17 protein-coding genes are annotated in these 18,450 nt (G+C 38.2%); 10 read left to right on the top strand and 7 right to left on the bottom strand.

Features of this window, described 5'->3' with window-relative positions:
• Window positions 1-139: 139 nt before the first annotated feature.
• The gene (locus tag GJU39_RS18500) at window positions 140-742 is read right to left on the bottom strand and encodes an LURP-one-related/scramblase family protein (RefSeq protein WP_154282485.1); all 603 of its coding nucleotides are present in this window, start codon (window positions 740-742) and stop codon (window positions 140-142) included.
• A gap of 115 nt (window positions 743-857) precedes the next feature.
• Here GJU39_RS18500 and GJU39_RS18495 point away from each other — a divergent pair, with 115 nt between their 5' ends.
• Complete coding sequence (locus GJU39_RS18495) at window positions 858-1,703, top strand: CvfB family protein (protein ID WP_154282484.1); 846 nt, start codon at window positions 858-860, stop codon at window positions 1,701-1,703.
• 90 nt (window positions 1,704-1,793) lie between these two features.
• Here the strand turns inward: GJU39_RS18495 and GJU39_RS18490 are convergent, their stop codons facing one another.
• From GJU39_RS18490 to GJU39_RS18480, 3 genes are all read right to left on the bottom strand, one after another.
• Window positions 1,794-2,462, bottom strand: a complete 669-nt coding sequence (locus GJU39_RS18490; protein ID WP_154282483.1) for an MCP four helix bundle domain-containing protein — start codon at window positions 2,460-2,462, stop codon at window positions 1,794-1,796.
• Window positions 2,463-2,760: 298 nt separating this feature from the next.
• Window positions 2,761-4,194 carry an ATP-dependent DNA helicase gene (locus GJU39_RS18485; protein WP_154282482.1) on the bottom strand — a complete coding sequence of 478 codons (1,434 nt, stop codon included), beginning with the start codon at window positions 4,192-4,194 and terminating at the stop codon, window positions 2,761-2,763.
• 236 nt (window positions 4,195-4,430) lie between these two features.
• Window positions 4,431-5,570: a putative sensor domain DACNV-containing protein gene (locus tag GJU39_RS18480; protein WP_154282481.1), complete on the bottom strand. Its 1,140-nt coding sequence runs from the start codon at window positions 5,568-5,570 to the stop codon at window positions 4,431-4,433.
• Between the two features lie 699 nt (window positions 5,571-6,269).
• On the opposite strand from GJU39_RS18480, the gene GJU39_RS18475 reads away from it, so the two are divergent.
• From GJU39_RS18475 to coaD, 3 genes are all read left to right on the top strand, one after another.
• Window positions 6,270-7,076, top strand: a complete 807-nt coding sequence (locus tag GJU39_RS18475; protein WP_154282480.1) for a DUF3822 family protein — start codon at window positions 6,270-6,272, stop codon at window positions 7,074-7,076.
• Window positions 7,067-7,612 (top strand): 16S rRNA (guanine(966)-N(2))-methyltransferase RsmD, encoded by a 546-nt coding sequence (gene rsmD, locus GJU39_RS18470; RefSeq protein ID WP_154282479.1) that lies wholly within the window; start codon window positions 7,067-7,069, stop codon window positions 7,610-7,612. Before GJU39_RS18475 ends, rsmD begins: the two co-directional genes overlap by 10 nt.
• 86 nt (window positions 7,613-7,698) lie before the next feature.
• On the top strand, window positions 7,699-8,160 hold the full coding sequence (coaD, locus tag GJU39_RS18465; RefSeq protein WP_154282478.1) for a pantetheine-phosphate adenylyltransferase: 462 nt from the start codon (window positions 7,699-7,701) through the stop codon (window positions 8,158-8,160).
• Window positions 8,161-8,378: 218 nt separating this feature from the next.
• On the opposite strand, the gene GJU39_RS18460 is transcribed toward coaD, so the two are convergent.
• The gene (locus tag GJU39_RS18460; RefSeq protein ID WP_154282477.1) at window positions 8,379-8,990 is read right to left on the bottom strand and encodes an NUDIX hydrolase; all 612 of its coding nucleotides are present in this window, start codon (window positions 8,988-8,990) and stop codon (window positions 8,379-8,381) included.
• On the opposite strand from GJU39_RS18460, the gene pyrE reads away from it, so the two are divergent.
• The 4 genes from pyrE (at window position 8,989) to clpB (ending at window position 15,776) form a co-directional block, all read left to right on the top strand.
• Entirely contained in the window at window positions 8,989-9,639 is a 651-nt protein-coding gene (pyrE, locus tag GJU39_RS18455) for an orotate phosphoribosyltransferase (protein WP_154282476.1), read from the top strand. The genes GJU39_RS18460 and pyrE overlap by 2 nt on opposite strands.
• Before the next feature lie 47 nt (window positions 9,640-9,686).
• Complete coding sequence (locus tag GJU39_RS18450) at window positions 9,687-10,082, top strand: SRPBCC family protein (protein WP_154282475.1); 396 nt, start codon at window positions 9,687-9,689, stop codon at window positions 10,080-10,082.
• 143 nt (window positions 10,083-10,225) lie between these two features.
• Window positions 10,226-12,901: an alpha-L-rhamnosidase gene (locus GJU39_RS18445; RefSeq protein ID WP_154282474.1), complete on the top strand. Its 2,676-nt coding sequence runs from the start codon at window positions 10,226-10,228 to the stop codon at window positions 12,899-12,901.
• 274 nt (window positions 12,902-13,175) lie between these two features.
• Entirely contained in the window at window positions 13,176-15,776 is a 2,601-nt protein-coding gene (clpB, locus tag GJU39_RS18440) for an ATP-dependent chaperone ClpB (RefSeq protein WP_154282506.1), read from the top strand.
• 95 nt (window positions 15,777-15,871) lie between these two features.
• Here clpB and GJU39_RS18435 read toward each other — a convergent pair whose 3' ends face one another.
• Window positions 15,872-16,033, bottom strand: coding sequence for a helix-turn-helix domain-containing protein (locus GJU39_RS18435; RefSeq protein ID WP_456238480.1), 162 nt, complete (start codon window positions 16,031-16,033; stop codon window positions 15,872-15,874).
• A 4-nt stretch (window positions 16,034-16,037) separates the two neighbouring features.
• The gene (locus GJU39_RS18430) at window positions 16,038-16,583 is read right to left on the bottom strand and encodes a DUF2975 domain-containing protein (RefSeq protein WP_154282472.1); all 546 of its coding nucleotides are present in this window, start codon (window positions 16,581-16,583) and stop codon (window positions 16,038-16,040) included.
• A gap of 511 nt (window positions 16,584-17,094) precedes the next feature.
• Here GJU39_RS18430 and GJU39_RS18425 point away from each other — a divergent pair.
• Together GJU39_RS18425 and GJU39_RS18420 are read left to right on the top strand one after the other, a co-directional pair.
• Window positions 17,095-17,955: a sigma-70 family RNA polymerase sigma factor gene (locus GJU39_RS18425; RefSeq protein WP_116251301.1), complete on the top strand. Its 861-nt coding sequence runs from the start codon at window positions 17,095-17,097 to the stop codon at window positions 17,953-17,955.
• Window positions 17,956-18,047: 92 nt separating this feature from the next.
• The gene (locus GJU39_RS18420) at window positions 18,048-18,341 is read left to right on the top strand and encodes a hypothetical protein (RefSeq protein ID WP_154282471.1); all 294 of its coding nucleotides are present in this window, start codon (window positions 18,048-18,050) and stop codon (window positions 18,339-18,341) included.
• Window positions 18,342-18,450 lie beyond the last annotated feature (109 nt).

Below are 18,450 nucleotides of genomic sequence, written 5' to 3'. Positions count from 1 at the left end.
TGGTGAGACATCAAATTTAACCCAATTATTTGACATCGTCTGTAAGAATATTATTAAAATTAGAGGAGTGAATGGTTAAGTTAAGCCGTAGAAAAAATCTTGCGCTGCAGATTAGCCATTCACCACCTGTATAATCAATTTATTTACTCTCTTTTAATACCATATCTATGGTGATTGCTGTTGCTACTATGGCAACTTTATGATTGCTTTCCGCGTAGCTTGGATCTATAGAAACGTTGTATTTATCGGCAGTGGTAAATACTTCTTTCAAAGCCCCTGCCCATTTTTTGCTGATTCTACCCACTTCGGCACCTGCATTATTGGTGATATTGAAATTCCAGGCTTTCCAATCGCCGGTTATTTTTGCAATCTCCTCGCCGGTAGCTGGCACAGAAATAGTGAAAGTTGGTTTAAATAATTTAAACTTTTGCCTGATAATTCCTACCTCTACTCCTGATGGATCTGTAACGATAATTTTCGACATCCAAAATGTCCAGCCTCTGCTGATGGTTGCCTGCAGTTGGTCATTAATGTCAGTAATTTCCAGTTTAAAAGGCATCATGCGCTTATCAACCAACAAGGTTAATGCTTTTTGCCAGCCGCTGATCCGCTGTTTAATAATTCCGATTTGAGTGCCCTTGTCATTGTAAACCTTATACTCATTGGCAAACTTCAGGAAGTTTACCTTTTCATCAATAAAATACTCGTCGCTTAAAAAGAAATTTGGAATCTGCTTGTTCATATTTGGGACATTTTTAGATAAGCGGCTAAATTAGATAAAAAATTTAAATCGATTGTTGCCTGCAAAGATTGCTACCTTTGCACAGAACCATTGAAGAAAATGGTTAACCCATACTATGATTGAAATAGGAAAATACAACGAATTAAGAGTTTTAAGCAAAACAGAGGCAGGCTTAAACTTAACTGATGGTGAGAAGTTAGTAATCTTACCTTACCAATATGTGCCTAACGGATTGGAAATAGGCGATAACGTAAGCGTTTTTGTTTACATCCAAAAAGATGGCCGCCTTACCGGAACCACTCAAAAAGCTTATGCAGAGGTAGGCGATTTTGCTTTCCTGAAAGTAGTATCTGATGGCGATGATGGCATTTTTATGGATTTAGGAATCGATAAAGACGTTTATGTACCTTCGAAAGAGCAAAAGAGACCTATGCAAAAAGGTTATAAATATGTAGTTTATTTGTATTTGGATGAAAACAGCGATCGCTTATTGGCCTCATCGAAACTCTACGACTTTGTTGAAGAAGAGAATTTTGAGTTCGAAGAAGGCGATGAAGTGAGTTTATTGATTACTGAAGAAACTGATCTGGGTTTTAATGCCATCATCAACAATACCTATATTGGTTTGCTTTACCATAATGAGGTTTTTGATAATATTCAGGTTGGGGAACAGCGCAAAGGCTGGATTAAAAAGATCCGTGTTGAAGGCAAAATAGACCTAACGTTACAACCTAGCGGCTATGGCCACATTTTAGATTCTAAAGAGATGATTTTAGCTGCCTTGAAAAAAAGTGGTGGCGTAATCGAACTTGGCGACAAAAGTACTCCAGATGAAATATACCATCGTTTTCAAATCAGCAAAAGTGCATTTAAGAAAACCATTGGTTCCCTTTACAAAGAACGGCTAATTGTACTTTCTGATGATTCTATCCGGTTATTAACTGATGACGACGCAGAATAAGACAAAATATTTCCAGTTAACCACAGATAAGAAGGATGAACACAGATGTAAATGATCATCGGTGTTGATGTTAACAAATCTGTGGTTAATTTAATTCAGATTAAATTTTTCATTCGATATTTTCACCACATTTGATGCAGAGATTATGGAGACAATCATCACTCCGATTAGAACTGCCAAAATCCCTTGTAAGGTGGAATAAATCTTTGTTCCGGAAACGAAGATCTTAGAATCTTTAATTAATTCGTTTCCAACTTTTGATTGAATTTTAATTAACGCAGAAAGTTTCGCCAACGTTTGATTGGTAATTTTTTGCCCCCTAGATCCATAAATTTTACTGCGCTCCTCTCCTTCGGAATTCAATACTTTCATTTCCAGTTGTTGTTGGAGCTTTAATGATTTTTTAAGTTCGTTCAAAAAAGTCTGCTCTTGTTCTACTAACAAGGTCATTTCATATTTATTGATTACAGAATCGATTCTGCGGTTATGCTTATTAATTTTTGAAATGCTATTTAAAGAGTGAGTGTTTTGATTCACTAAAGCATCTTGAAGAATGGCATTTTTATGGTAGAGATTTTCTGCAATAAAATACAGATCTGTTGCAGGCACTAAACGATCATTATACATCGAGATAAATGACTCGTTTATTTTGGCTACGCTTTTATCTTCAAGAACGCGAATAAGTAAAGTGCAACACATGATGCAGAAAAGAAGGAATGCAATTTTCAGTTTATTTTTAAGGCTAAATGCAAATTTCATAACATAAATTGGTTAACCACTCAAGGTAAGAATTTAAGCTTGCTTATGGACAGATTAATTTCGTTTCCCAGGCACTGAAATTATCTTAACTCCCTAAACACAGCAGATAATTTAGGCACTAATTTACTAAGCTCAGTTGTATGGGCAGATCGATATTTTTAGGCGCTATGAGCTTGAATGCCCCGATATGACTTAAACGGTAAAATATAAATGCTAAGACTTTTTAACCATAGAAGAAACTGCGCCCTGTTATCTGGCAATAGCTTGCATAGAAATCCAATCGGACAATAAAGTCCTGCTAAAAATACTCTTCCTGCGCTGTTTTAGCGAAAAGTTGCTGTGCAAAGTTGACCAAATACAGTTCTTTCTTTGCCCTTGTAACCGCAGTATATAACCAGCGAAGAAAATCAAGGTCGATCATTTCTTCTGTAAGGTAACCCTGATCAGCAAAAACTGCATCCCATTGTCCGCCCTGGGCTTTATGGCAGGTTACCGCGTAGGCAAATTTGATCTGTAAAGCATTATAAAATGGATCGGCTTTGATGGCCAGCATCCGCTGACGTTTATTTGCGATGTGTGCATAATCTTCGTTCAGGCCATCAAAAAGCTTCTTGTTTTGCTCATAAGGTAAGTTTGCAGATTCTAGATTTAGCGTATCCAGCATTACCTTGCAGCTGATCTGTCCCGCAGCAGGAAAATCCATAAATTCTAAAGTAGCATCAGCAAAGCGAAAACCATAACGTTCCTCTTCGCCCCTCACACGAATTACTTTAGCCATATCGCCGTTAGCAATAAACGCAGTCTCTTCATTTTCAGGCAACCAAAAATAGTTATTGCGCACCACCATAATCTGATCTCCACCAGTTAATTCCTCTTCGCGGTATAATAGCCTTGCCCTGATTTGCTGATTGTAAATATTTGCAGATTTATTCGACCGGCAAATCACCAAAGTATTCTCCATGCCAAATTTCCTATAAGCATATTCAAGGCCCTCTACCAGCTTGGCACCGGCCATGTTATAAATATCCTTGTAATTTTTGGTGAGAAATTTAGGAAGCGGATTTTCGGGATTTTTTGCAATTTGATTCCTCAACATTGTGGCATTAGCTAAAATACCCGATTTTTTTTCCTGGCGAACGACCTCTTTTAACTCTACGGAGGTGATCGTTAATGCAAATTTATCCTTTAAGTATTGTTCGTTCAGCGCCGGGCTTTCCAAACTTCCTACGGGTGGAAGCTGGGCCGTATCGCCTACAAAAAGGAGGAAGCAGTTTTTGGAATTGTAAACGAACTCCAGCAAATCGCGCAAAATGGAAGAACCGGTTTCATTAAATTCATCAGCAATCATCGATGCTTCATCGATAATAAAGAGTGTATTTTCGGAAAGATTTGGTGCAATTTGAAATTGCATTTCCGGTGATGCAGCCGAGCGCTTCCGATAAATTCGCTTATGAATCGTCAACGCTTTCTGATTCGAATATTGGCTCATTACTTTTGCCGCGCGACCAGTGGGTGCCAGCAACTCGCTTTTCAGGTTAAATTTTGCTAAAACCTTTACCAAAGCTGCAACTGACGTCGTCTTACCCGTTCCGGCATAACCTTTCAGTACAAAACAACGGTATTCATCATCTTCCTGCAAAAACTTCGACATTCGTTCACAAAAAAGCAATTGCTCTTTAGTTGGGGTGTGCTCATAAGCTTGTGCAATCAGTTGACTTTTATCTGCTAACATTAAAGTATATTTTCGTGTTGATCAATTGGTCAACTTTACAACAAAGATTTTCCATTACTGGTTTATATTTCGCACTGATTTTGAGCAAGCAAAAGATTATTATTGACAAGCATTAATTACTTCTAAAATAAGGATAGGTTGTTTATTAAAGTGCTAAAAATGATGTTTTTGCAAATGGCAAAACTACTCTAAGCACAATCAAATGTATTTCTTACACTCAAATCACATCCTTACCATTACAAAAGTAACGTTTCAATTCGATGTGCCATCACCATTTTTTGTTGTTTACTCCAGCTGAAAATTGTAAAATGACCATCCTGAGAGGCCACCAAACCGATAGCCTCGGGCTGATCATTAACGAATTGGGCAACAGAAAAATGCCGGGTACCGCCTAACTGTCCGGGATATAACAACTTATCTTCGCCACCTACTATGGGTTCAGAAAATGCAATTTGTTCTACAGTTGGCTTGCCTTTCGCCCGTCCTATTTTTGCACCGAAGGCAATTAAATCAAACTGATCGTTAATGATAGTAGCGCCATCAACAGCTGTTAAACCTGCTAAATGCTCAACTTCACGTCGCAGCGCACCTTGCGAAAAAATTTCTGTCTGGTTGCCGCTTTGTTTGGCTAAATTTGATAAGCCGCTAAAGGGCGGTTCAATTAAATATTGGATAGGGCGAATGATAGATTCCTCCCATTTGGTATTTTCTTTAGGTACAATAAGTAGTGCTCCTCCCCGCCCGTGGCCACGCATGGAAACTGAAAACTGAATGAGGATATTAATCGGATCGTTCCAGCTGGCAAGCACAGTTAAATCCAATAATGCTTTCAAAATCGGCGGACAATCGCGGTTTAAACAAGAAGTATCATCTACAATTCTGATTTGTTCGCCCTTTAAAACGGCTACATTAGTATATTTGCCGATGCCGTAAATCCGGCGGTGTTTAATCACAATTAAGCCGGGTTCTGAAACATCAACTACAAAACAAAAATTTGGAATGTTTAAGGTAGTTCCCCAGATATAAAGTTCACCGTTTTCTTCCCATACGCCAAGGTGAATGCCAGAACGTTCTATGCCTGGGGCTATTTTAGTCAGCGTATTTGCATTTAAAGGTAAGGGCTTCGCAAACTTTAATGGTTTTGAAGTTTGTGATGGCGGCAAAAAAGCGATTGAAATCCGAGGTGAATGTCCTTCTTCTTTACGCAAGCTACTCCAAAAAGCAACATCTATCAATGCTTCAATAGTATTCTTACCTGGCTGCGTAGCCAAATCTACCTCGCCTTGCGCTGCGGCATTCGAATGAAGCTTAATAAAATGTTGTTCTATTTTCGTTGCAACTGTTTTTGCTGCTCCATAAGTAGGCTTGTAACTCATGTTCCGAATTTAAGCTGAATATTTCAATTTTCAGATAAGCGAAAGGTTTGATTTTGGTAAAAAGATTTAGTTATAGTAACAGCGAAAAAAGTTATTGAAAAGCTAATGGTTTGCCACGGAAACACTAAAGGCACGGAAAAAGACACTTAATAGGTTACTAAAAGTTAACAATTTGCCACCGCAACACTAAAGGCCAGAAAAAAGACACTTAATAGATTACTAAAAGTTAACAATTTGCCACCGAAACACTAAGGGTACGGAAAAAGACACTTAATAGGCTACTAACAGTTAACAATTTGCCACCGAAACACTAAAGGCACAGAAAAAGACACTTAATAGGTTACTAACAGTTAACAATTTGCCACCGAAACACTAAAGGCACAGAAAAAGACACTTAATAGGTTACTAACAGTTAACAATTTGCCACCGAAACACTAAAGGCCAGAAAAAGAAGAGAACTCAACTATAATCCTCAGTCTGTGTTTTAGTGGCAAAACCTAAAAATTCTGATCACATTGAAACACTTAACCTATAAACGCTATTCATGTCAATCCGTTTATATCAATCCGTGTTTCCCTGGCAAAATCTAAGTGCATGTTTTCATTGTAAATTATCAAATATGCTTGCAACTTAGCGTCCTTTGCGAAAAAACTTTGTACCCTTTGCGGTTAATCTTTAAAAAACGCTATTTTTGCTTCAATGAGTAATAACAGTCTCTTATTGATCGACCCGGGTTTTAAAGCTGACGCATCAGTGAACTGCCAGTTATTGTTAAAAATAACAAATGATAGTTTCTCTTATGCAGTGGTTGATCAGCACTCAGAGCAGATCAGAATAATTTTCGATAAACAAGGTTGCACCGATTTGCATCAGGATTTAAAGTCTGCCTTCGAAACCGATCATTATTTATCACAGCCATATGGAGCAGTGAAAGCAGCCGTGCATACTTCAAATTTCATTTTCATTCCTCATGAATGGTTTGATGCCAATGATCTTTCAGTCTACTCAAATTTTTTAGGATCTGATGGAAAAGTTTATACCAAAACCCACGATCAACTCGGCTTTAGCACCGTTTTTTCCTTGAATGAAAAAGTAAAAGAAAAGCTTCCTGAAAATACCATATTCTACCCTCAGTCATCTCCTTTAATTGCATTATTCAATCGCCTCTCCGGGGATGCTTTATTGATTGATTTTACGGCATCTTCTTTTAATGTACTTTTCATAAAGGATCAGAAGATCAATTTTCAAAACCATTTTGAATCAGAAAATGCCGAAGAATTTAATTACTTTTTGTTATTAATTATGGAGCAGCTGGCACTAACAGATACTATTCCTGTTTATCTTCAGGGGATTATCAATGAGGATGATGATTACTATAACACTTTGTTAAAATATTTTAATAACCTATATTTCTTTCTTCCTGCTGAAAAACAAAACAGTGAGTTATTGGCCGATATGCCTCCACACTATTTCAGCGGACTACTTGCTTTACGTTTATGCGAATAATTGGAGGCAGATTAAAGGGAATTCGTTTGCAGCCACCTGCGAACTTGCCGGTACGTCCCACTACAGATATGGCCAAAGAGGCACTCTTTAACATTTTAAATAACAAATTCGATTTTGAAAGCTGTTCAGTTCTGGATTTATTTTGTGGCACCGGAAATCTGACTTTCGAATTTGCTTCGCGAAACGTTGAAAAGGTCTTGGCAGTAGATTTAGATTACGGTTGTGTAAACTGGGTTAAACACACTGCTCAAAAATTTGAGTTTGAACAAGTTGAGGTACGTAAAGGCGATGTTTTTAAAATGCTGGCGCAAATGACGGGTACTTATGACCTCATTTTCGCTGATCCGCCTTACAACATGCCTAACATTCCTCAATTGCCTATTTTGGTAAAAGAACGGCAACTGCTTAAACCAGACGGACTGCTCGTTGTGGAGCATCAAAGTCACATGAAGTTAAATAATCAGCCAGGTTATACAGAAACGAGAAAATACGGAAATTCATCCTTTAGTTTTTTTGAATATGTTGAAGTAGCGTAATTTATCTCGGTGCCAAGCTTTATACTTTAATCTTTGCATAATCTTTCATTCTTTCTCCTTTCCGCTTAAAAATCTATCTTTGAGTTATGAAAATAGCGCTATTTCCGGGCTCATTTGATCCGATCACCATTGCACACGTTAATATTTTGCAACGTGCCACTCCCTTATTTGATAAAATTGTAATCGGCATAGGATTGAACAGCTCCAAGCAAAATTTTCTGACAGCAGAGCAAAGGCTGCAAATTCTGGAAACGGTATTTGCTGATTATAAAAACATAGAAATACAGACATATCAAGGTTTGACAGTTGATTTTTGCCGGAAAATAAATGCAACTTACATGGTTCGTGGCATTCGCTCGGCATCAGATTTTGAATATGAAAGGGCCATTGCACAGATCAACCAAACCATGATGCCAGAAGTGGAAACGATTCTTCTTTTAAGTAAGCCAGAATATTCTGCAATAAGCTCTACAATAGTGAGAGATATATTAAGGAATAATGGCGATGTAAGCCCATTTGTACCAAAAGAAGCGCTAGGGTTCTTGTAAGCGAAACGCATTTTTAACCACAGATGGTCAGGACGGACACTGATAGAAAGGTTGGGTGAATTAACCACCCCGCCCTTCGGGCACCCCTCCTTAAAAAAGTGGGGAGTAGCAATCGCTATAAGAACTTAGCAAGGCCAAACCGCTGTTTCTCCGTTCTGCTCTGGTAAGCTATTAAATAATAAAAGTACTGGCAAGAAGGTAAAATCAGAAAACCAACATTACAATATCCCCCCAGCCCTCATCACATCCATAATAGATGGAAAAGTATTCTTAACCACAGGCAAAAGGTGATTTTTATCCAGCCAAACGGCCTCATCAATCCCTTCCTCCTTTTGTGGAACTAATTTTGGCTCGCCCTTAACCGTCATTTTGTACCAGTTGGTTTTTTTAATCACCATTTTTGATCCATTCTGATAAACATGATACGTTTTACAAAGCTTATCTTCACGTTTCAACACTTTAATTCCACATTCTTCTTCCACTTCGCGAACAGCGGTTTCTTTCATTTTTTCACCAAACTCTAGCTTGCCTTTTGGCAAATCCCATTTCTTATTTCTAAAAATAAAAAGGTAATTTCCATTTGCACTCTCCACTAAACCTCCGGCAGCCTTAATGATCTCACAATTCTTTTTAAGCTTCTTAAACGTTTCCTCCGGATTTTTAGTCAAAAAAAGATAACTTTTCTTCGACCCATTCTTTAATTTTTTATAAAATGTTTGCAGATCAAAATCTTGAAATTCAAGCTGTTGTATCTTTTCCTTCTGCTCTGGTAAAACTTCTGAGATAAACAAAGTGTTATCGTTAATATAAATTCTGTAATTTTGGGCCATGTATAATAAAAGTGATATTGAATTAAAGGTAGCGGAATTTTTATTACAAATAAAGGCAATTAAATTACAACCTAATAATCCTTTTACCTGGGCATCTGGTTGGAAGTCGCCAATTTATTGCGATAACCGAATTACCCTTTCCCATCCTCAGGTTAGAACTTACATCCGTCAAAAGCTTGCTCAGGCAATTCAGGAAGAGTTTGGTTCAGTTGATGTTATTGCTGGAGTTGCTACTGCCGGGATTCCACAAGGAGTACTCGTTGCTCAGGAACTCGGTCTTCCTTTTATTTATGTAAGAGCAAAAGCTAAGGAACATGGAACCGGAAGTTTAATCGAAGGTGAAGTGGTAGAAGGACAGCGTGTAGTTGTGATCGAAGACTTAATTTCTACAGGAAAAAGCAGCTTGCAGGCTGTTGAAGCATTAAGATCAGCTGGTTTATCAGTAGCAGGTTTAGCTGCAATATTCACTTACGGATTTGAAAAAGCAGATGAAAACTTCACTGCTGCAAAATGCCGTTACTTAACTTTATCAAGTTATGGTGCATTAATCGATTATGCTGCAGAACATAGTATTATCGCAAAAAGCGACATGGAGTTACTCAGCAAATGGCGTTTAAACCCATCAGAATGGGGCCAAACAGCAAGCTAAGCCGCTTGTTTCTCGTACCAAATATTTAAAAAACTTAAAAAAATACAATGACAATTATTGAAAGCGCTGTGGAAGTGAATAAACCCGTTGCCGAGGTTTATACTTTTCTTTCCAATATGAACAATCATCAAAGATTGATGCCAGAAAACATATACAATTGGGAATCGACAGAAGATGAAGCCCGTTTCACCATCCAAAACATGGCAAAATTAGCAATCGCGATCACTAACCGTGTTGAAAATCAGGAATTGACGGCAACACCTACTGAAAAAGCACCTTTCGAAATTGAGTTAAAATGGACAGTTGCCGAAAATGGCGCTGGAACGATCGCAAAATTAATCATCTCTGCAGATTTAAATATGATGATGAAGATGCTCGCATCCGGGCCGCTACAAAAGTTAGTTGATCACCAAACGGAGCGATTACAGGAAATTCTGGGATAGTTTCAATTCTTCCTACTAAATAATTTCAGCATCATTAAGATATAGCGAAGATTTTTCTTCGCTTTTTTTATGCAAAGAAATTTCAGACCGTATTAATCTATCTCATATTATTTAATAACTTAGTTTCGAATAAGCCCATAAATATGAGATTTCATTTCTTCAAGTTATTTACACTGCTCCCCTCTTTTTTCATCTTATCAAATGCAAAAGCACAATCATTAACAGCTTTAAAAACAGAATACCTTACCCAACCAATTGGTCTGGATAATGCGCAACCCCGCTTTACCTGGCAAATGAATGACGACAGTCAGGACGCGAAGCAAACGAGGTATAGAATTTTAGTTGACAGTGATTCCTCCATACTTACAAAAGAGAAAGCAAATACCTGGAATACCGGATGGGTTAAATCAGATCGTAATCTCGTAATTTATTCCGGCCAATCACTAAAACCTTTTACTAAATATTTCTGGCGAGTGGATGTGACCAATGGAAAGCAGCAAACTTTCGGCAAAATCGCAAGTTTTGAAATGGGCATGATGAATATGGCTAACTGGCAGGGTACGTGGATATCCGACAGTGAAAATATAAAACTTAAGCCTGCCCCCTACTTCAGAAATACATTTAGCACATCTAAAAAAGTGAAATCTGCCCGGGCGTATGTCGCTGCTGCCGGTTTATATGAGTTATCCATCAACGGCAAAAAGATTGGCAATCACCGGATGGATCCAATGTATACACGTTTCGACAGGAGAACGCTATATGTTACTTACGATGTTACCAATGAAATTAATCAAGGTAAAAATGCCATTGGTGTGCTTTTAGGAAATGGTTGGTACAACCATCAATCTACTGCCGTATGGGATTTCGACCGGGCACCATGGCGCAACCGGCCGGCCTTCTGCCTGGATCTCAGGATAACCTACGAAGACGGGACGGTGGAAACGATCAAATCCGGCCAGGATTGGAAAACGGCTTTAAGTCCCATTGTTTTTAACAGTATCTATACTGCCGAACATTACGATGCCAGGATGGAAAAAACCGGTTGGAATACTACAAATTTCGATGATAAAGATTGGAAGGAAGTCATAAATCGCTCCGCCCCATCGAAAAACATTGTTGCCCAGGCAATGCATCCTATTCGTAACGTAGAAGAAATCCCAACCAGGGTGATGAAAAAAATTAATGACACCACTTACCTTTTCGATTTAGGAAGAAATATTTCTGGTGTGAGCAAAATAGCGATAAGTGGTCCGGCAGGAACAATTGTGAAGCTGAAACACGGGGAACGTTTATATCCAAACGGAAGGTTAGACATTTCTAATATTGATGCACATTATCGGCCTACGGATAACACCGATCCCTTCCAAACTGATATTTTAATTTTAAATGGAAAAGGCAGGCAGAGTTTCATGCCGCACTTTAATTATAAAGGCTTTCAGTACGTGGAAGTGACCACTTCAACTCCTATCAACCTCAAAAAAGAGGATCTGTCAGGCTATTTCATGCACAGCGATGTGCCGGTTGCCGGTGAGGTGAAATCATCCGAAGAGGTTATTAATAAAATATATTATGCCACTAATAATTCTTACTTGTCTAATCTTTTCGGTTATCCTACCGATTGCCCGCAAAGAGAAAAGAATGGCTGGACGGGCGATGCACAAATTGCGATTGAAACTGGCCTCTATGGTTTCGATGGAATTACCATTTATGAAAAGTGGCTGGCAGATCACCGTGATGAACAACAGCCAAATGGTGTACTTCCATCCATTATTCCTACTGATGGCTGGGGTTATGAATGGGGAAATGGTCCGGATTGGACAAGTACAATCGCCATTATTCCATGGAATATTTATTTGTTCTATGGCGATCAGAAATTACTGGCCGACTGTTACGAAAACATTCGGAAATATGTGAACCACATTGACGAAACCTACCCCACCGGATTAACAACCTGGGGATTAGGTGACTGGATTCCGGTAAAATCAAAATCGCCGGTAGAACTAACCTCTACCTGCTACTATTATGCAGATGTGGTTATCCTGGCGAAAGCGGCAAATATATTAGGCAAAAAAGCTGATTTTGAAAAATACACAGCCCTGGCAGAAAAGATAAAGAAGGCTTTTAATGATAAATATCTGGATCAGCAAAAGGGCATTTATGGATCAGGCATTCAAACCGCTATGAGTGTACCGCTTTACTGGAAAATCGTCCCGGAAGAATCAGTATCGCTGGTTGCAAAGAATTTAGCGAAACAGGTGGAAGCCGATGGATTTCATCTGGATGTGGGATTGCTGGGTACAAAAGCCATCTTAAATGCCTTAAGTGAAAATGGATATCCAGATGTGGCTTATAAAATTGCAGCCCAAAAAACTTATCCAAGCTGGGGTTGGTGGATGCAAAATGGCGCGACTACGCTATATGAAAACTGGCCGATTGATGCTAAATCAGACATTTCAATGAATCATATTATGTTTGGAGAAATTGGTGCCTGGTTATATAAATCTCCGGGCGGCATCATGCCGGATGAAAGTCAACCTGGCTTTAAACACATTAAATTAACCCCGCATATTGTAGATGGATTAAATTCTTTTGAAGCCAGCCATACCGGACCATACGGCAAAATTGTGAGTGCGTGGAAAAAAACAGCAACTGGCGTTAACTATCATATTGTTGTACCTCCAAACTCCAGTGCCACAATTAATTTACCACTTATACGCGATATGGATATTTTTGTAAATGGTAAAATAACTTACAATAGTAAAATAGAATTAGCAGCAGGAACATATGCCATATCGCATAAAGGAAGTAACATAAAATAGTAATTTTAACGCCCAACTCCCCTCCTTTGGAGAAGTGTCCTCAGGATGGGGGTGGTTATTAGACAAAACCTTCTGTGCGTTCCGTGTTTCCCGGGCTAAAACATTTAATATGCCTTTAAGTACCGAAGGTACTTAACAAACTTCAGCACGACAAAAATTCAGCACAAAACCCTAAAAACCAGTCAATTATTCGCTTAATTTAATTCATTACAGACAAAATTTCCGATTGAAAAATCAAAATGGCTATGGCATCCGTTTTGATTCAAAGGAAAATATGAACTTCAACAATTATACAATAAAAGCCCAGGAAGCGATTCAGCAAGCTTCTGAAATAGCTCAGGGTAATCAGCAGCAGGCTATTGAAACGGCACACCTGCTTAAAGGTTTGCTAACTGTTGATGAAAACGTGGTTTCCTACGTTTTAAAAAAATTAAATGTAAACCTTAACTCCCTCAACCAGAATCTGGATACGGAGATTGCCAAATTCCCTAAAGTAAGCGGAAGCAATGTTTATTTGTCATCAAATACAAATAACGTATTGCAAAAGGCACAAACATTTTTGAAAGAATTTAAAGATGAATTTGTATCGGTAGAACACCTTTTATTAGGAGTTTTAGCGGTTAACGATAGTACTTCCAAGCTTTTAAAAGAGCAGGGTGTAAATGAAAAAGACCTGAAAAAAGCCATCGTAGAATTACGTGGCGATAACAGAGTGACTGATCAAAATGCCGAAGCCACTTATCAGGCTTTGAGCAAATATGCCCGCAACCTAAATGAATATGCGGAGAGTGGAAAGCTTGATCCGGTGATTGGTCGCGATGAGGAGATTCGTCGGGTAATTCAAATTTTATCCCGCAGAACGAAAAACAATCCTATTTTAATCGGAGAACCAGGGGTAGGTAAAACTGCCATTGCTGAAGGGATTGCCTTCAGAATCATTAAAGGTGATGTTCCGGAAAACTTAAAAAGTAAAACCGTATTCTCATTGGATATGGGTGCTTTAATTGCCGGCGCTAAATACAAAGGCGAATTCGAAGAACGATTAAAAGCAGTTATAAAAGAGGTTACCCAAAGTGATGGAGACATTGTGCTTTTTATCGATGAGATTCACACACTGGTTGGTGCAGGCGGTGGCGAAGGCGCGATGGATGCTGCAAATATTTTAAAACCAGCCCTTGCCCGTGGCGAATTGAGGGCGATTGGTGCAACTACTTTAGATGAATATCAAAAATATTTAGAGAAAGATAAAGCACTCGAACGTCGTTTTCAAAAGGTAATGGTAGAAGAACCCGATACCCAGGATGCCATTTCTATCCTCCGCGGATTAAAAGAACGCTACGAAACGCACCACAAAGTGCGGATTAAAGATGAGGCGATTATTGCAGCTGTGGAAATGAGTCAGCGGTATATTGCAGATCGTTTCTTACCAGATAAAGCGATCGATTTAATGGATGAAGCCACCTCGAAACTTCGGATGGAGATGGACAGCGTTCCGGAAAATGTTGATGCTTTAGATCGCGAGATTATGCGGCTGGAAATTGAGCGCGAAGCCATCAAACGTGAAAAAGATGACCGGAAGGTTCAGGAATTATCTGAAGAAATAGCCAATTTATCCGCAGAGCGTGATGAATTTAAAGCAAAATGGCAAGGTGAAAAAGACCTTGTAGATGCTGTAAATAATCAGCTGGAACAGATTGAGCATTATAAGTTAGAGGCTGAACAAGCTGAACGTGCCGGAGATTATGGTAAAGTTGCCGAAATCCGTTACGGAAAAATTAAAGAAGCGCAAGATGAGGTTGAAAAACTGAAAGCCAATTTAGAAAATCAGCAATTAGACAGTCGCATGCTTAAAGAAGAAGTTACGGCTGATGATATTGCCGGCGTGGTTGGCCGCTGGACAGGTATTCCGGTAACCAAACTGATTGCCAGTGAACGCGAGAAACTGCTCAACCTGGAAGAAGAGTTACACCAACGTGTTGCCGGACAGGATGAAGCCATCGAAGCCATTTCTGATGCGATTAGAAGATCTCGTGCAGGTTTGCAAGATAAGCGTAAACCAATTGGTTCGTTCATTTTCTTGGGTACAACAGGTGTGGGTAAAACGGAATTGGCGAAAGCATTGGCAGAATTTTTATTTAACGATGAAAATGCTTTAACCCGGATAGACATGAGTGAATACCAGGAGCGACATGCGGTTTCCCGCCTAATTGGAGCGCCTCCGGGATATGTGGGTTACGATGAAGGTGGCCAATTAACAGAAGCTGTAAGGCGGAAACCATATTCGGTAGTGTTGTTAGATGAGATTGAAAAAGCTCATCCTGATGTGTTTAATATTTTGTTGCAGGTTTTGGACGATGGCCGTTTAACCGACAATAAAGGCAGAACGGTGAATTTTAAAAACACCATCATCATTATGACTTCTAACATTGGCGCCCATCTGATTCAGGATAATTTTAAAGACCTGAGCGATGAAAACCGCGATGAAGTGATTGCGAAAACTAAAAATGAATTGTTTGAAGTATTGAAACAAACTATTCGCCCGGAGTTTTTAAACCGGATTGATGAGCTGATCATGTTTACGCCGTTAAACAGAAGTGAAATCAGGAATATTGTCGCTTTGCAATTTAGGAATGTAAAACAAACCCTTGCGGAGATGGGCATTGAGATTGAAGCAAGTGATGAAGCTTTAGATTGGTTAGCACAGCTCGGTTACGATCCTCAGTTCGGTGCAAGACCTTTAAAAAGGGTGATTCAAAAACGTATCCTGAATGAACTCTCAAAGGAAATCCTTGCCGGAAAAATAGATAAAGAAAGTAAAATTAAGTTAGATATGTTCGATCATAACTTTGTCTTTCTGAATCAAAAACAAGATTAATTTTTTAAATTACTATAAGAAGAGTCCGCATCGTTTTAATGATCGGACTCTTTTTTTTATATATTAAAGAAGTGCTTCCGGTTACTATGCTTTGCTCAACCTATGCTAAACTCCAATATGTCTCCCGGCTGGCATTCCAATACCCGGCAAATAGACTCGAGTGTTTCTAAACGAACGGCTTTAGCCTTACCGGTTTTTAAAATCGACAAATTAGACATTGTAATCCCAACCCGATCACTAAGTTCGGTTAAAGACATTTTCCTACGGGCAAGCATTACATCTAAATTGATAATTATCGGCATTGATGAATAGGTTTTTAATGGTCAGTTCGCTTTCTTGCTTAAGTTCTATTCCTTTCTTAAAAACAAAAGCAATAGTAAGAAGCGTTAGTCCGAAAATAAGCAACCAGATCTCAAAATCAACGTGTTTAATAATATCGCTGATTTGAATAGCATTATCACGGGATTGATGTAGATAGGTTATCGCGTTAAAGGCAAACAACAAAAATGGAATGGTTGTACAATAGAAACCCATTCGGCTAAGCCGCCTGGTATTTTCTTCACTAAACACATTTCCATCCTGTACAGAGTTGATGAACCGGTAAAGATAAATTAACACCCTCAACGTTAAAAAGCAAATTAATAGTAATAATAAACCATCCATAATGCTTTCCATGCCCGGCTTCCCCGCCTCGTTATAACCTTCTTCAAAACCACGTGCGGCGTCGTTGAATGAAAATAATAATGTGCTTGCCAGCGTAAGGATATATCCTGTTTTTATGATTAAAATCTGATGTTGTGTTTTCATTAGATGCTGTTATGGAGTTATTTAGTATCTGATTGATTAAGAACCGGTGATGCTATTACTAAAATTTAATATGAATTTCATATCTATTGCAAACTTGATTTACTTTTTTTATTACCTGGTTAGACAAAACATTCAAGTTTATATCAACATTATAATTTTAAAGATGCTTTTTAAATCCGACATCTGCCGGAAACCTAAAATGTTGACAGGAATGGTCAAGTTATCTATTAAGCGTCAAATTTAAGATGCAATAATAGTTAAATAAATTTTATATTCATCAATATTCAATATATATTTATTGTAATTCAATAAATATATATTACCATTCAGTAACGATCAATTCATTAATGCAACAGCAGACAAAAACATTATTGGAATGATTTTTGTTATAAGTAAAAGTGTAAAAAACACGTGCAAACAGCAACATTTTCAGTATTTTATCCTTTCGGATTGCCATACAATTTCGTAACTTTGCACACTTCAATAATTAAAGAGCACACAAAACGTATAAATGAGACAACTCAAGATAACGCAGTCGATTACCAACCGTGAAAGTCAATCACTCGATAAATACTTACATGAAATTGGTAAAGTAGATTTAATAACAGCAGAGGAAGAGGTAATTTTAGCAAGAAAGATTCGTGAAGGCGATCAGGCTGCATTAGAGCGATTAACTAAAACCAACTTACGTTTCGTAGTATCCGTTGCCAAACAATACCAAAATCAAGGTTTAACCTTGGGTGATTTAATTAACGAAGGAAATTTAGGTTTAATTAAAGCAGCTAAACGTTTTGATGAAACGAAAGGTTTCAAATTCATCTCATACGCTGTTTGGTGGATTCGTCAGTCAATTTTGCAGGCAATTGCCGAACAAAGTCGTATTGTTCGTTTACCATTAAACCAGGTTGGTTCATTAAGCAAAATCAGTAAGGCGTTTTCTAAGTTAGAGCAGGAATATGAGCGTGAGCCGTCTCCTGAAGAATTAGCTGAAATTTTAGAAACTACCGTTGATAAAATTTCAGATACGTTGAGTAATTCCGGCCGTCACGTTTCTATGGATGCTCCTTTTGTTCAGGGTGAAGAAAATACATTGTTAGATGTATTGGAAAACCATGAGCCAAATACAGATAGTTCGTTAATTAACGAATCACTGTCTGAAGAGATTAAACGTTCACTGTCTACTTTAACAGAAAGAGAAAGAGAAATTATTGTATTATTCTTCGGACTTGGCTCAAACCATCCCCTATCTTTAGAGGAAATTGGAGAAAAATTTAACTTAACCCGCGAACGTGTTCGTCAAATTAAAGATAAAGCGCTTCAACGCCTCCGTCATACTTCAAGAAGTAAAATACTAAAATCATATCTAGGATAACACTGCTTATCTCAAGCAAATCAAAAACGGACCGGCAATTGCCGGTCCGTTTTTGGTTATAAGCATTTTAGGTTTTTTCTATATATTTAAATATGTCGGTTAAACTCTTCAAAAAATCTTTAATAGCTTATAAACCTATCGTACTTTGGAATATTCTGGTCAACTTACTTATTGGTATTTTCTTCATTATTGATGGGCTTGAAAAACCAGGACCCTATGCAATGATCGTATTTATGAAACCGATCGGCTGGACATTCTCCCTTGTTATCGAAAGATTCTTTCTAAAAAAGTACACTATCTTCTACAAGAATATGGGATTAGGTTTTAGAAAAATATTTCTCAATCAAATCGTATGCGATGTTTTAGAATTTAGAGATCCGTTCTGAAACACTCGCTAACACCCATACTATGAACGGCCGTCATCGTAAGTTTGTATAAATAGGTTTTGAGAATTGCTGACAGGATATAATTTTGTTCAGCATAAAAGATCCAGCA

This window comes from Pedobacter petrophilus (assembly GCF_009674725.1).
GTDB lineage: Bacteria > Bacteroidota > Bacteroidia > Sphingobacteriales > Sphingobacteriaceae > Pedobacter > Pedobacter petrophilus.
The sequence above is the reverse complement of the archived record's forward strand: the minus strand, read 5'-3'. Positions and strand labels throughout refer to the sequence as shown.

What these genes read in the sequence shown, in the direction of transcription:
- GJU39_RS18500 (WP_154282485.1), bottom strand. Translation starts at nt 742, where the DNA reads ATGAACAAGCAGATTCCAAATTTCTTTTTAAGCGACGAGTATTTTATT.
- GJU39_RS18495 (WP_154282484.1), top strand. Translation starts at nt 858, where the DNA reads ATGATTGAAATAGGAAAATACAACGAATTAAGAGTTTTAAGCAAAACA.
- GJU39_RS18490 (WP_154282483.1), bottom strand. Translation starts at nt 2,462, where the DNA reads ATGAAATTTGCATTTAGCCTTAAAAATAAACTGAAAATTGCATTCCTT.
- GJU39_RS18485 (WP_154282482.1), bottom strand. Translation starts at nt 4,194, where the DNA reads ATGTTAGCAGATAAAAGTCAACTGATTGCACAAGCTTATGAGCACACC.
- GJU39_RS18480 (WP_154282481.1), bottom strand. Translation starts at nt 5,570, where the DNA reads ATGAGTTACAAGCCTACTTATGGAGCAGCAAAAACAGTTGCAACGAAA.
- GJU39_RS18475 (WP_154282480.1), top strand. Translation starts at nt 6,270, where the DNA reads ATGAGTAATAACAGTCTCTTATTGATCGACCCGGGTTTTAAAGCTGAC.
- rsmD (WP_154282479.1), top strand. Translation starts at nt 7,067, where the DNA reads ATGCGAATAATTGGAGGCAGATTAAAGGGAATTCGTTTGCAGCCACCT.
- coaD (WP_154282478.1), top strand. Translation starts at nt 7,699, where the DNA reads ATGAAAATAGCGCTATTTCCGGGCTCATTTGATCCGATCACCATTGCA.
- pyrE (WP_154282476.1), top strand. Translation starts at nt 8,989, where the DNA reads ATGTATAATAAAAGTGATATTGAATTAAAGGTAGCGGAATTTTTATTA.
- GJU39_RS18460 (WP_154282477.1), bottom strand. Translation starts at nt 8,990, where the DNA reads ATGGCCCAAAATTACAGAATTTATATTAACGATAACACTTTGTTTATC.
- GJU39_RS18450 (WP_154282475.1), top strand. Translation starts at nt 9,687, where the DNA reads ATGACAATTATTGAAAGCGCTGTGGAAGTGAATAAACCCGTTGCCGAG.
- GJU39_RS18445 (WP_154282474.1), top strand. Translation starts at nt 10,226, where the DNA reads ATGAGATTTCATTTCTTCAAGTTATTTACACTGCTCCCCTCTTTTTTC.
- clpB (WP_154282506.1), top strand. Translation starts at nt 13,176, where the DNA reads ATGAACTTCAACAATTATACAATAAAAGCCCAGGAAGCGATTCAGCAA.
- GJU39_RS18435 (WP_456238480.1), bottom strand. Translation starts at nt 16,033, where the DNA reads ATGTCTTTAACCGAACTTAGTGATCGGGTTGGGATTACAATGTCTAAT.
- GJU39_RS18430 (WP_154282472.1), bottom strand. Translation starts at nt 16,583, where the DNA reads ATGAAAACACAACATCAGATTTTAATCATAAAAACAGGATATATCCTT.
- GJU39_RS18425 (WP_116251301.1), top strand. Translation starts at nt 17,095, where the DNA reads ATGAGACAACTCAAGATAACGCAGTCGATTACCAACCGTGAAAGTCAA.
- GJU39_RS18420 (WP_154282471.1), top strand. Translation starts at nt 18,048, where the DNA reads ATGTCGGTTAAACTCTTCAAAAAATCTTTAATAGCTTATAAACCTATC.